Source organism: Rhizomicrobium sp. (assembly GCA_037200385.1).
Taxonomy (GTDB): Bacteria; Pseudomonadota; Alphaproteobacteria; order Micropepsales; family Micropepsaceae; genus Rhizomicrobium.
Genome location: JBBCGL010000001.1, coordinates 4,188,510 through 4,201,954, shown reverse-complemented (window position 1 = coordinate 4,201,954; position 13,445 = coordinate 4,188,510). Strand labels below are relative to the sequence as shown.

At 62.8% G+C, this 13,445-nt stretch carries 12 protein-coding genes; 1 reads left to right on the top strand and 11 read right to left on the bottom strand.

What is annotated here, in order from left to right:
- Positions 1 to 41: 41 nt before the first annotated feature.
- Positions 42 to 1,529, bottom strand: coding sequence for an FAD-dependent oxidoreductase (locus WDM91_20195; GenBank protein ID MEI9996926.1), 1,488 nt, complete (start codon positions 1,527 to 1,529; stop codon positions 42 to 44).
- A 343-nt stretch (positions 1,530 to 1,872) separates the two neighbouring features.
- Between WDM91_20195 and WDM91_20190 the strand changes: the two genes are divergently transcribed.
- Entirely contained in the window at positions 1,873 to 2,811 is a 939-nt protein-coding gene (locus WDM91_20190) for a cation diffusion facilitator family transporter (protein MEI9996925.1), read from the top strand.
- A 71-nt stretch (positions 2,812 to 2,882) separates the two neighbouring features.
- Here WDM91_20190 and WDM91_20185 read toward each other — a convergent pair whose 3' ends face one another.
- From WDM91_20185 to WDM91_20140, 10 genes are all read right to left on the bottom strand, one after another.
- Positions 2,883 to 3,803, bottom strand: a complete 921-nt coding sequence (locus tag WDM91_20185) for an NADP-dependent oxidoreductase (GenBank protein MEI9996924.1) — start codon at positions 3,801 to 3,803, stop codon at positions 2,883 to 2,885.
- Between the two features lie 33 nt (positions 3,804 to 3,836).
- The gene (locus WDM91_20180) at positions 3,837 to 5,441 is read right to left on the bottom strand and encodes an oleate hydratase (protein ID MEI9996923.1); all 1,605 of its coding nucleotides are present in this window, start codon (positions 5,439 to 5,441) and stop codon (positions 3,837 to 3,839) included.
- A 64-nt stretch (positions 5,442 to 5,505) separates the two neighbouring features.
- Positions 5,506 to 6,516 carry a decarboxylating 6-phosphogluconate dehydrogenase gene (gene gnd / locus WDM91_20175; GenBank protein ID MEI9996922.1) on the bottom strand — a complete coding sequence of 337 codons (1,011 nt, stop codon included), beginning with the start codon at positions 6,514 to 6,516 and terminating at the stop codon, positions 5,506 to 5,508.
- Between the two features lie 31 nt (positions 6,517 to 6,547).
- On the bottom strand, positions 6,548 to 7,522 hold the full coding sequence (locus tag WDM91_20170) for a zinc-dependent alcohol dehydrogenase family protein (protein MEI9996921.1): 975 nt from the start codon (positions 7,520 to 7,522) through the stop codon (positions 6,548 to 6,550).
- A 22-nt stretch (positions 7,523 to 7,544) separates the two neighbouring features.
- The gene (gene adhP / locus WDM91_20165; GenBank protein ID MEI9996920.1) at positions 7,545 to 8,579 is read right to left on the bottom strand and encodes an alcohol dehydrogenase AdhP; all 1,035 of its coding nucleotides are present in this window, start codon (positions 8,577 to 8,579) and stop codon (positions 7,545 to 7,547) included.
- A gap of 66 nt (positions 8,580 to 8,645) precedes the next feature.
- Positions 8,646 to 8,999, bottom strand: a complete 354-nt coding sequence (locus WDM91_20160; GenBank protein ID MEI9996919.1) for an HPF/RaiA family ribosome-associated protein — start codon at positions 8,997 to 8,999, stop codon at positions 8,646 to 8,648.
- Positions 9,000 to 9,023: 24 nt separating this feature from the next.
- The gene (locus WDM91_20155; protein MEI9996918.1) at positions 9,024 to 10,475 is read right to left on the bottom strand and encodes an NAD(P)(+) transhydrogenase (Re/Si-specific) subunit beta; all 1,452 of its coding nucleotides are present in this window, start codon (positions 10,473 to 10,475) and stop codon (positions 9,024 to 9,026) included.
- A gap of 3 nt (positions 10,476 to 10,478) precedes the next feature.
- Positions 10,479 to 10,829, bottom strand: a complete 351-nt coding sequence (locus tag WDM91_20150) for an NAD(P) transhydrogenase subunit alpha (GenBank protein MEI9996917.1) — start codon at positions 10,827 to 10,829, stop codon at positions 10,479 to 10,481.
- Positions 10,830 to 10,848: 19 nt separating this feature from the next.
- Positions 10,849 to 12,012 carry an NAD(P) transhydrogenase subunit alpha gene (locus WDM91_20145; GenBank protein ID MEI9996916.1) on the bottom strand — a complete coding sequence of 388 codons (1,164 nt, stop codon included), beginning with the start codon at positions 12,010 to 12,012 and terminating at the stop codon, positions 10,849 to 10,851.
- A 14-nt stretch (positions 12,013 to 12,026) separates the two neighbouring features.
- Positions 12,027 to 13,433 carry an NAD-dependent succinate-semialdehyde dehydrogenase gene (locus tag WDM91_20140; protein ID MEI9996915.1) on the bottom strand — a complete coding sequence of 469 codons (1,407 nt, stop codon included), beginning with the start codon at positions 13,431 to 13,433 and terminating at the stop codon, positions 12,027 to 12,029.
- Between the last annotated feature and the right edge of the window lie 12 nt (positions 13,434 to 13,445).

Genomic DNA, 13,445 nt, shown 5'->3' with positions numbered 1-13,445 from the left:
GGCGAACAGTCCGCACGCATCGCCTGAGAGAGCGATTGGCCTCAGGCCTCGGCATAGGCTTTTGCCATAGCCTTCAACGGCTCTTCCTTCGCGGCATTTCTGCCGGCTATGCGACCAAACGCGAAGCATTCACCGATATTGCCGCCGCCCTGATAGAGAAAAGGATAGATCGAACCAAGCTCGCCCGCCGAGTAGAGCCGACCTATGGGTGCGCCGTCGACGCCAACGATCTGCGCCTCCTTGTTCCGGCGCGGGCCGCCTTGGGTGTTCACGAAGGCCGGCGTCAATTCCATGGCGTAAAACGGTGGCGTATTCACCGCCGCCATGGTGGCGGCCGCCCGGCCCCATTCGGCATCTTTGCCATCCACCGCGAAACTGTTGAAGCGAGCCACGGTCGCGTCCAGCGCAGCGGCGGGTATGTTGATCAGGGCTGCCAACTCTCGAACCGTGTCGGCCTTCTTTATCCAGCCCTTCTCCACCTCGCGGAGGTTGTCGTCGCTCCAATCGTAGCGATTGCCATGGACGACATCCCAATCCGCCGTTGCGCGACCGATATGGCCGGACTTGCGATAGGTTTCATCGAAGATCATGTGAATCGGGACTGGCAGCACCTGCTGTGCCCAGGCGCCGTGCCGCTTGACCTTGCCGTGGAGATCGCCGGTGACACAGGGATCACCCTCCATCGTAAAGCGCGTGCCGTCGCCGGCCACGAAGATATAGCTTCTGCCGTGCGGAAGATTGAGCCACTGGGCCACCGGAATCTCGGGCGCCTTGAAGGACAGCAACGGACCGGAAATATTGTTCATGTGCCAGAGATCGGCGCCGACCTCGATCCCCATGCGGATGCCGTCACCGGTATTGTAAGGCGTCCCGTGGGGGTAGATGTTCGGCAACCCGTCTACATAAGTGCGGACCATGACCGGGTTGTTCTCGAAGCCGCCGCAGGTGAGCACCACGGCCCGATTGGCCTTGATGGCAATGCGCTTGCCTCGACTTTCAGCGAGAACCCCGGCGATCGCCCCTCCCTTCTTTACCAGGCCGACTGCCGGCGTTTCATAAAGAACGCGGATCGGACGTTTGGAAACCGCCGTTTCGACCACGTGCCACAGGCGTTCGCCGCCCATCGGCCCTTCGCCGTTCATCAGCACATGCACGCAATCGGAGCCTTCGAACTCGGGGAACTCAATGTATGGGATCTCGGCCGTCTTCATGCCGAGGTTCTCCAACCACGCTCGATTGGCATACATTTCCTCGGCCCAGACTTGCAGCATTTCTTCCGGCAAATTGTCCATGTAAGGCCCGGCCATCGCCCTGAAATAGGCTTTGGCCTTCGCGATATCGTCCGGCCAAAACACGAGATTGGCGGACACGCGGCTATTTCCACCCTTGTGCTTTTCGGGAGCTTTTTCCAGCAGCAGGACTTTGGCTCCGGCGTCATGGGCCGTGATTGCCGCCGTGGCACCGGCAAAGCCATAGCCGATAACAATGACGTCGGCCTCTTCGTCCCATTTCGGGGTCGCGTCAGTCATGGTCGATGTCCTTCACGAGAACGGCCTGGGCTTCACATCGCGCGCGAAAGCGAAGACCACGCCAATTCGGTGCACGGATGAGGTCCGGCTCCTGCTGGATGTTAGGCCAATGGGGGCAGAGAGGACTGAGCAAGACGGATCACATTCGCCCACGGGCACGGCAAATCGGTTCTTTCAGAACTGCTATCAGAGAGGATCAGAGCCTGAAGCAGTTGCGGACCGCCTCCGCCGCCATGGTCTACTATCGTAACGCGCGGATGGCCGGATGGTCTCTAACTGTGCGTCGCTATTGGAAAGTTGCTAAGGCCATGCGTTATGGACCGTCCGTCCGGGAACAGTTCTAATGGCCACCCCTTCGAAAATCTCGATCTACTCCGCGCTGGCCGGCAATGTCGCGGTTGGCTTGGCGAAGCTGCTGGCGTTCTTTTTCAGCGGCAGCTCTTCCATGTTGGTGGAGTCGATCCATTCCGCCATCGATACGCTGAATCAAGGTCTGTTGCTGTTCGGCATGAGTCGCGGCGCCCGGCCGCCGGATGCCCGGCATCCCTTCGGCTACGGCCTCGAGGCCTATTTTTGGACCTTTGTGGTCGCGCTCATGATCTTCGCGGCCGGCGGCGTCGCGGCGATATATGAAGGCGTGGAAAAGCTTCGGCACCCGACGTCGGTCGATCACGTCCCGCTGACCATTTTGGTCCTTGGAGTTTGCGCTGTCTTGGAGATCGTATCGCTTGTCGTCAGCGTGCGGCAGTCCGAGAAAGGACGCTCCAATGCCTCGCGCAAGCGCTTTCCCTCGGTGTCGTTTCTGCAGCGCGTACATCTCAGTCCCGATCCGGGCGTGTTCGAGGTGTTGGCTGAAGGCGCCGCGTCGATCCTTGGGCTGATCCTGGCCTTTCTTGGTGTTATCGGATCGGCCTGGTTCCACTGGCCGCCGGCCGACGGAGCGGCAGCCCTGGCGATCGGAATGCTCCTGATTGCGCTTGCGGGTGTTGTCATCGCCGAAACACACAGTCTTTTGACTGGCGAGGCCGCATTGCCGTCGACGATAGATGCGGCACGCGCGCTCTTTGAAGCCGACCCACGCGTCTATTCGGTTTGCGAGATTCTCACCATGCATCTGGGGCCGGAAGAAATCCTCATGGCCGTGACGCTGGATTTTCAGGACGATCTGTCAGGCCCGGGTCTTGAAGAAGCGGCTGACGAACTGACCGGTAAGCTGCAAGCAGCCGATCCACGCATCACCCGCCTGTTTCTCAGGCCGGGTCGGGCAAGGCCGCCATCGTAGTTTCGTTTGGACATCGGCGGGTCAACCATGTCGTTGTCGCTCCTGTCCATGCCGTCACGGACGTGAAATCGTCAGGGCACGAGCACGATCTTGCCATGCGTGTGACGCCGCGCGAGATCGCGATAGGCCTCGCGCACATCATCCAGGCGATAGATCTTGGCGATCGGGATCTCGAGGCGGCCGGTGTCGATCAGGCCGGCGAGTTCGGCGAGCACTTCGGCCCTCGCCGCCGTGCCGTTGCCATCCGTCTTGACCTTGTACTTGGCGGCGGCCGCGAAATCGATGATCGTATCGATCCGGTCGGGCGCGACGCCGAGCTGGAGCGCCAGCTCGACATAGCCGCCGCCGAACGTATCGATGAAGGCATCGACCTTGCCGCCGGACGCGGCGCGAATGCGGTCCGCGACGCCGTCGCCATACGCGACGGGGATCACGCCATGCTTGGCGAGCCAGGCATGGTTCTCTGCACCGGCAAGACCCAGCACCTTGGCGCCGGCGATCCTGGCCAGTTGAACGGCAATCGAGCCCACGCCGCCCGCGGCGCCGGAGACCACCACGGTGTCGCCCGCCTTCAGCGAAACGGCGTGCACGGTCGCATAGGCGGTCGTGCCCGCGACGAACAGGGCCCCCGCCTGCTCCCATGAGACATGCGCGGGGCGAGGGGTGAGATTGCCGGCATCCACGACGACCAGTTCGGCCTGGCTGGCTCGATTATTGGTGAACCCGATGATCTCTTCGCCGACCGTGACGCTCTTGACGGCGTTGCCGACCTCCTCGACGACGCCGGCAAGGTCGCTGCCTTGGCCTGACGGAAATGTTGCGGGCCACCGCTCGGCCATGGCGCCCTCGCGAATGCCAGCCTCACCCGGATTGATGCCTGCAGCCTTGACGCGGACGAGAACCTGATCGGGACCCGGGACCGGCCGGTCGACTTCCACGACGCGCAGGACATCGACGTCGCCATATTTGTCAAATCTTACCGCGCGAGGCATGGACTTCTCCCTGAGATCGCTGCGGCGGTCATGCTATGCGCGCACGTCGTGCAATGCCATGAACGCCCTGTAAAGGACACGCGGGTCGAACTTGCCGTGGTAGACCGCGGGCGGTTCGCGCTTCAGGCCAAGCAGCGCATAGACGCCCGCCTGCGCCGAACGGATCGAATATTCGACGGTGAACACCACGTCCTCCGGCAGTTCGCAGAATTGGCCCATGAAGGCGAGGTTTTTCCAGCCCTTCGGCACGACCTGCGGCCGGTCGCCGGCGCTGCGCGGCAGGAACTGGCTGGTGATGAACGGCATCATGCAGGGGATGCAGGTCGAGGTCTCCAGGATTTTCGGCAGCTCCGCTGCGATGCGCAGATGACCGAGCACCTCCGTCATGATCTCGCGGCCGGTGCAGGCCGCCATCGGCTTCTTGACGAAATCCCCGGGCTTGTCGACGGCGAGGCCGTAGCCCCAGAAGACGGCGACCCCGTCGGGTTGGCCGATGAAATGCGGCTGATATGGGATGACGATCGAGGCGAGCCACGCGGAGTCTGCGAAGGTGATCAGACCGCCTTCGCCGGGCACGTTGCCGGTGAAGTCTCGGATGAGACGCAGGAACGTCGGATCGCGCAGCGTCGTGGTGAACGATATCCATTTGGACTGGTCGATATGGTCGGCGAAAACCGACGGTCGTCCGAAATCGGGCCGACCCGCGGCGATCCTCTCCCACAGCGTCCACGCGCCGCCATCCGTCTTGCTGCGCAGGACCGGCGCGGCGTCCATGCCGCCGAGGCTGGACGCTTCGGTCATCGAGCCGAGGGTGACCAGGACATAGTCTCCCTCGCCGACCGCGATCTCCGCGGCCTTGCCGGCCCGCTCATAGGCGATGCGCGTCACGGCCTGTTTCCCGTTGCGCTCGCCATAGCCGAGATCGGTCACGCAGGTGTTCAGTTCGAACACCACGCCGCGCTCGTCGAGCCATTTGCGCAGCGGCCGCACCATCGAATCGTACTGGTTGTAGACGGTCCGCATGATCCCCTCCAGCCGGTCGAAGCCCGAGACCATATGGGCGAACCGCACGAGGTAGCGCTTGAACTCGACCGCACTGTGCCAGGGCTGGAACGCGAAGGTGGTGCACCACATGAACCAGAAATTGGTCTCGAAGAACGCGGCGTCGAACTGATCGGCGATGGTGGTGCGGCCGAGCAACGCTTCCGGCTCGATCGCCAGACGCTCGATCGTCAGGATGTGTTTTTCGCTGAGGCCGAATTCGGGTGCGGTCTGCCGGCGGCCATCGCGCACGAGACGCGATTTGGACGAGGTCTTCATCGTCTCGTTCCATGCGAAAATCTCCTGCGTCACCGTCCTGCTTCCGTCGAGCGTGGGGATCGACGAGAACAGTTCATAGGTGCAGAGATATTTGCTTTCCAGCATCCGGCCGCCGCGCAGCACATAACCGTCTTGCGGCGAACCGGAGCCGTCGAGGCTGCCGCCGATCTCGTCGAGCTCTTCCAGGATGGTGATGTTATGACCGAGGACGTCGCCATCGCGGATCATGAAGGCCGCCGCGGCCAGCGATGCGATGCCGCCGCCGACGAGATAGACCTTGGTCGTGCTCCGGTCGGAGCCGTGACCTGCAGTTGCCATGGAAGGGAGTCCTCATGTTGCGGTGGTGCGGCCGACGCAGCGAACGCTCGTGCCGCCGGGCGCCTTACGTCTTTTTCGGCTTCGGTTGGGGATCGATGGGTTCGCTGCCTTCGACATGCGCGCCGAAACCGAAGCGCATGGCCGAGAGCATCTTTTCGCCGAAGCTGTGCTGCTGCCGCGAACGGAAACGGGTATAAAGCGCCGAGGTGAGCACATTGGCCGGCACCGCCTCCTCGATCGCGGCCTCGACGGTCCAGCGGCCCTCGCCCGAATCCTGGACGAAACCCGTGAAGCCTTCGAGCTGCGGATCGCTCGCCAACGCCGAGGCACCGAGATCGAGCAGCCAGGACGAAATCACGCTGCCGCGCCGCCACACCTCCGCGATGTCCGGCATGTTCAGCGTGAAGCGCTCTTCCTCGGGCAGGTCCTTCGAGTCCTTGTTGCGCAGGATATCGAAGCCTTCGGCATAGGCCTGCATCAATCCGTATTCGATGCCGTTGTGCACCATCTTGACGAAGTGCCCGGCGCCGACCGGACCGGCATGGATGTAGCCTGCCTCGGGTCTTGGATCGGCACCCGCCCCGCGCTTGGTGCGCGAGATGCTTCCGACACCCGGCGCCAGGGTTTTCAGGATCGGATCGAGCGCATCGACGGCGCGCTTATCGCCGCCGACCATCATGCAGAAACCACGCTCAAGACCCCAGACGCCGCCGGACGTGCCGATATCGACATAATCCAAATCCTTGCTCTTCAGCGTCTTCGCGCGGCGAATGTCGTCCCGATAGAACGTGTTGCCGCCGTCGATGATCGTGTCTCCCGGGCTGAGCAACCCGCTGAGGGCGGCGATGGTTTCTTCGGTCACCTTTCCGGCCGGGAGCATGATCCAGACGGCGCGCGGCGGCTTGAGCTGGCGGACAAGGTCGCCCAGATCCTTGGCCGCTGCCGCACCTTCCTTCACCAGCGTCGCGACCGGTTCGGGATGGCGGTTGTAGACCACACACGCATGATCGCCGCGCAACAGGCGGCGCGCGATGCCCATGCCCATCCGGCCGAGTCCGATTATTCCGATTTGCATGATCTGTTCTCCTGGTAGACGATTTTCCGGGTCACGGCACGAGCACCGCGGCGCCATCGAAGCGGCCGGCGCGCAGATCCGCGAGCGCCTGGTTTGCCTGCTCGAGCGGATAGCGTGTGGTCTTGGTGACGACGCCGATCTGCGGCGCCAAGCGCAGGAAATCGAGCCCATCCTGCCGCGTGAGATTGGCGACGGAAACAAGCTGCCGCTCTTCCCAGAGCAGTCCATAGGGAAAGCCGGGGATGTCGCTCATATGGATGCCCGCGCAAACAACGCGACCGCCCTTGCGCACCGCCTTCAGCGCCACCGGCACGAGATCGCCGACGGTCGCAAAGATGATCGCGGCATCCAGCGGCTCCGGCGGCATCTCGTCCGACCCGCCGGTCCATGCCGCGCCGAGGCTCCGGGCAAATGCCTGCGTGGCGACGTCTCCCGGCCGCGTGAAGGCAAACACCGATCGTCCCTGCCACTTCGCGACTTGCGCCACGATGTGGGCCGCGGCGCCAAAGCCGTAAAGGCCGAGCTTCCTGCCCTCGCCCGCGATCCCCAGCGCGCGCCATCCGATCAGTCCGGCGCAGAGCAGCGGCGCGAGCGCCTCGTCGCTCCCGTCTTCGCCGAGCGGAAATGCGTAGCGCGCATCGGCGATCGCGGCCGTCGCGAAACCACCGTTGCGCGTGTAGCCGGTAAAGAGCGGATGATCGCAAAGATTTTCCCGACCGCCGATGCAGTAAGGGCAGATACCGCATGTGTGGCCGAGCCAGGGAATGCCGACGCGCTGGCCCAGATGCAGCCCTTCCACCCCGCTTCCGAGCGCGTCGATCCGGCCGACGATTTCGTGGCCCGGAATGATAGGCACTTTCGGGTCGGGCAGTTCGCCATCGACGACATGCAGATCGGTGCGGCAGACGCCGCAAGCCGACACCTTCACCCGTATCTCGCCCGGCCCAGGTTGCCGGTCGGCAAGCTCCGTCCATTCGAGATCGGTTCCAAGCTTCTTGAGCACCATGGCCTGCACGGTATTCTCCGCTCTAACTCGCCGCGAAATCGAGAACCACGCGGGAGGGAACATCACCATGCTCAAGTCGGTCGAAAATCTTATTGATCTTCGACAAGGATTGCAGCTCGATATCGGCCTTGACTTTGCCTTCGGCCGCAAAGGCAAGCGCTTCCGCCATGTCCTCCCGCGTGCCGACGAACGAACCGCGGATGGTGATGCAGTTCGCCACCACGTCGAACAGCGGGACGGGGAACTCGCCCGGCGGCAGTCCGACCAGAACGCAGGTGCCGCGCTTGCGGGTCATAGCGACGCCCTGTTTGAATGCCGGCAGCGACGGCGCCGTGATCAGGACGCCATGCGCGCCCCCACCTGTCGCCGTCTTCAATGCCACTGCCGGATCGCCGGACTTGGCGTTGAACACAAGGTCGGCACCGAGCCGCTTGGCATGATCGAGCTTTCCGTCATCGATATCGACGGCGCAAACCTTGAGGCCCATGGCCTTGGCATATTGGATCGCGAGATGCCCGAGGCCGCCGACGCCGGAGATGGCGATCCACTCGCCCGGCCGCGCCTGGGTCTCCTTGATCCCCTTATAGGTCGTGATGCCGGCGCAGATAATCGGCGCGGCATCCTTTGCTGCAAGACCGGCCGGAATATGCGCGACATAGTTGGGATCGGCGAGAATATATTCGGCGAAGCCGCCGTTCTTGGTGTAGCCGCCGAATTGCGCCTCCGGGCACACCGTTTCCCACGCCGACAGGCAATACTCGCAATGCCCGCAAGCCGAGTAGAGCCACGGCACGCCGACGCGATCGCCTTCCTTCACGATCGTCACACCGGAACCGAGAGCGACGACGCGCCCAATGCCTTCATGCCCGGGAATGAACGGAAGCGTGGGCTTCACAGGCCAGTCGCCGTGCGCGGCATGGAGATCGGTGTGGCAGACGCCGCAGGCCTCCGTCTTGACCAGAATCTGGCCTGGGCCGGGCGTCGGAATATCCCACTCCCGCAGCACCAGAGGCTTTCCGAATTCTTCGACGACTGCGGCGTGCATTGTACGGGTCATGAGGCATTCCTGTTTTTGAAACTGGATTTGGTCGATTTCGGCGGGACCGCCTGCGGTCGGCCTCGATCACTCACCGGCGTTTTCGGTCCGGATCGATGCTTCGCCCTTATGATGGTGCAGACGCCCCAGGGTCGACTCCAGCAGATGCGCCATCTTCCCGCCGGCTCCCTCGAGCGCGGCCAGCAAGGTCGGCGCGTCGTGGCTGGCGGTCAGCGGCTGGTGGCCGGCCGGCCGTGCCTCGATAAGGCATCGCTTGTCTGCGCCGCCCGATTTGCCCCCGTTTTCATCGCTGAGATATACCTCGACCCGCGTGATCTGATCTGCATATCGATGCAGCGCGGTACGCACCTCGGCCTCGACTTGGTGCGTGAATTTCTCGGACCCTTCGATATTGTGGTCCGTATCGACCAGGATTTGCATGGGCATTCTCCTTTGGGCTTTGGTTCAGGCGGCGGCGGACAATCCCAGCCCCTTCACCGCCTCTATCATTTGCGCCATGACGGCAGCGGCATCGCCGTAGACCATTTCGCAGTTGTCGGCGTAGAACAGCGCATTCACGACGCCCGAATAGCCTTTGCCCTCGCCGCGCTTCACGACGTAGACCTTCTTGGCTTTGTCGGCGTTGAGGATCGGCATGCCGAAGATCGGCGAGGATTTGTCGGTACGCGCCGCCGGGTTCACCACGTCGTTGGCACCGATGACGAGCGCGACATCGGTCGTCGCGAAGTCGTCGTTGATGTCTTCGAGCTGGAAGATCATGTCGTAGGGAACGCCGGCCTCGGCCAGCAGCACGTCCATCTGGCCCGGCATGCGTCCGGCAACGGGATGGATCGCAAATTTGACATCGACACCCGCCGCCTGCAGCAGCTTCACGAACTCGTAGAGCTTCTGCTGGCCCTGCGCAGCGGCGAGACCGTAGCCGGGCACGATGATGACCTTGCTGGCATAGCGCATGAAGATGCCGGCGTCGCCGGCCTGCACCGGCTTGAGGCTGCCGCTGATGGCGCCGTGCTTGTGCTTGGCGGGCGCGCCGAAATTCGTGAAGATGACATTGCTGACCGAACGGTTCATCGCCTTGGCCATGAGCAGGGTTAAAAGCGTGCCGGCGGCGCCGACGACCGTGCCGGCGATCATCAAGGCCGGGTTCTGCAGCACAAAGCCTTCGAGACCGACCGCGAGGCCGGTGAGAGCATTGTAGATCGAGATCACAACCGGCATGTCTGCGCCGCCGATCGGAAGCGTCATCGCAATCCCGAAGACCAGGGCGCAGCCAAAGAACAGAGTGATGAGACTGGGCATCGCGATCGGGGGCACCGTGCCGCTCTGGATCACGTAGATGATGTAGCCGCCGACCGCGAGCGTCGCGAGCATGACGACTCCGTTGAAAGCCTGCTGACCCCATACGCGCAATGGCTTCTCGATGACGCCGTCGAGCTTCGCCCACGCGATCAGCGAGCCGGACAGCGACACGGCGCCAATCAGCGCGCCTATCAGCGTCATGACGAGCTGGGTCGCTCCCTGTGCCTTGCCGCCGAACAGCTCCACCGCGGCGATCGCGCCGGCCGCGCCGCCGCCCATGCCGTTGTAGAGCGCCACCATCTGGGGCATGGCGGTCATCGCGACCTTCCGGCCGCTCCACCAGGCGATGCCGCCACCGACGACGAGAGCGATCAGGGCCAGTCCGATATTCATGGGCAGAAACGGCCTGGCTGCCGCGCCGACGCTGAACACGTAGAGAAAGCTCGCCAGGATCGCGACCAGCATGCCCATGCCGGCGACAAAGATGCCCGACGGCGCCGTCACCGGCGACGACATGCGCTTAAGGCCGTAGAGAAAGAGAAAGGCCGCGGCGAGATCGACTGCGCCGATCGTCAGTTGCGGAATCATTGCGAGCATATCTCAGCCCTTCTTCGCATGCTTGGGTTTGGCGTGAGAGGGCTTCCCGTGGTGGCCTTGTCCGCTTGTCTGGAACATCGCGAGCATACGATCGGTGACGGCGTAGCCGCCTGCCGCATTGCCGGCACCGAGCAGTACGGCAAAGAAGCCAATCACCTGTTCCAGCACCGTGCTGGCGTTGAGCAAGGCAAATATGCCGCCGACCACGACGATGCCGTGAACGAAATTGGAGCCCGACATCAGAGGCGTATGCAGGATCGCCGGCACCCCACCGATGATCACCCAACCGGCAAAGCCGGCGAGCATGAAGATGTACAGCGCCAGGAAGCCCGTCATCGCGATCTGGAATTCCATTTCGACCTTTCGTTCCGGCTTAAGCCGCTTTCGCCGGCGGCTTGGCCGCGTGAGGCTTGCCGGCCGATTTCGGCGCTCCCGGCTTGGCGTCGGCGTCACAAAGCATTCCGGCATGAGTAAGCGCCGTCTTGGCGAGCACCTCGTCGTCCCAGTCGATCTTGATGATGTTGTCCTTCATCATCAGGGCGAGCAGGTTGTATTGGTTCTTCGCATAGAGTTCGCTCGCATCTTCGCCGAGCAGCGATGGCACGTTCAGCGGTGCGATGATCGTCACCTGACCGACCTCGATGGTTTCGCCCGGCTTTGTATCTTCGCAGTTCCCTCCGCCCTCGGCCGAAAGATCGACGATCACGGCACCGGCCTTCATGCCCGCGACCTGCGCCGTGCTGATGAGCTTCGGCGAGGCCCTGCCGGGAATGGCGGCTGTCGTAATGATAAGGTCCGCATCCTGGATGTGCTTCGTCAGCACGGCGGCGACTTTGCTCTTTTCTTCCGCGCTCAGTTCGCGGGCATAGCCGCCCTTGCCGCGTGCGTCGACGCCGGTCTCGACGAATTTCGCGCCCAACGATAGCGCCTGTTCCTCGGTTTCCGGGCGCACGTCATAACCCTCGACGACGGCGCCGAGCCGATGGGCTGTGGCGAGTGCTTCGAGACCGGCCACGCCAAGTCCCATTACAAGAACCTTGGCCGGGCCGATCGCTCCGGCGGCCGTCGTGACCTTCGGAAGGATGCGTGCCAGATGGGTCGAGCCGAGTTGTACGGCGTAATAGCCCGCCAAGGCGGATTGGCTCGAAAGCGCGTCCATGGCCTGAGCCCGCGAAATCCGCGGAACGCGCTCCATGGCGAAGCAGGTGATCTTTTTTTCCAGAAGGCGCTGCACCAGCGCCTTCTCCTTGTCCGCATAGACGAAGCAGATGAGGATCGCGCCTTCCTTCATCGCATCGATCACATCCATCGCAGGCGGCTGCACGGAAAGGACTACATCGGCGTCGCTGACCAAGGCATTGCGATCATCCATGAACACGACGTCTTTGAAGGCCGCGTCTCCCAGCTTAACGGCGTCGCCCGCGCCAGACTGCATATGCAGCCTGGCGCCGAGTTTGATCAGCTTGGGCACAACGGATGGCACCAGCGCCACCCGCCGCTCGTGCGGCTGAGTTTCCTTCAGGACGGCGACGTTCACATACATCGCCGCGCCTATACCGGCGCTTCGGCAGCCACGTAGCGGACGAGCTTCTTGTTCACGAACTCCTGGATCCCCATGTCGCCGAGCTCGCGCCCATAACCGGAGTCCTTGATCCCGCCGAACGGCAGTTCGGCGTCAGACCAAGAAATGTTGTTGATGAACATCATGCCGGTCTCGACACGGCTGGCGACGCGCTTCCCGCGGGCGATGTCCCTGGTGAAAACAGAGCCTCCCAGGCCGAAGTCGGAATCGTTGGCGAGCGCTACGGCCGCGTCCTCGTCCTTGACGCGGAAGAACAGCGCGACCGGACCGAAGAATTCTTCGCGGAAGGCGGGATTGCCTGGCTTGATGTCCGTCAGGATCGTGGGCTCCATGTAGGAACCCGGACGATCGATACGCTTTCCGCCCATCAGCAGCTTTGCACCATGGGAGACCGCGCCATCGACCTGTTTCAAAAGATCGAGCAAAGCTTGTTCCGAGGACAACGGCCCCAGTGTCGTCTTCTCGACGAGCGGGTCTCCCGGCTTCAGTGCCGCAAGCGAGGCCTGAAATTTCTCAAGGAATTCGTCGGCGAGCTTGTCGACCACGACAAACCGCTTGGCGGCACAGCAGGTCTGGCCTGTATTGTACATCCGTCCCCAGACCGCCCATTTGATGGTGTGTTCGAGATCGGCGTCTTCGAGGACGATGAACGCGTCGCTGCCGCCCAGTTCCATCGAGGAGGGTTTGAGATTCTTTCCGGCCCGCGCCGCGACGCTCCTGCCGGCGGCGACGCTGCCGGTCAGCGCCACGCCCTTCACGCGCGGATCATCCACGACGGCGTCCGACTGATCGTGCGAGATCAAAAGATTGGTATACAGGCCGGCCGGCGCGCCCGCGTCGGTCAACAGCTTCTCGAAAGCAATCGCGCATTGCGGCACGATGCCGGCGTGCTTCACCAAGAGGACGTTGCCCGCCATCAGATGCGGGCCGGCAACCCGGGCGAGCTGATAATAGGGAAAGTTCCATGGCTCCACGCAGAAGATCACGCCGATCGGACTGCTCTCCATGTGGCCTTCGCCGAGAGATGGATGGAGTTTGACCGGGGCCAGGAAACGTTCGGCGTTCTTGGCGTAGTAGGAAAGGATGTTCGAGCTGAACTCCACTTCGCCGAGCGCTTCGCCGATGCGCTTGCCCATTTCGAGCGTCATGATGTGCGCGAAATCGGCCGCCTTGGCATGCAGCAGTTCCGCCGCCTTGGCGATAATGACCGCACGTTCGGCGTAGGTCTTGTGGCGCCATGTCTTGTAGCAGGTCTCTGCTGCCGCGATCTTGGCTTCAAGCTCCTTGTCGCTCAGACTCTCGAACTTCTTCAGGATTTTTCCGGTCGCGGGATTGGTGCTCTGGTACTCGGCGGATTTAACGTTTTGGATGTTCACGTCTTTGCCCTT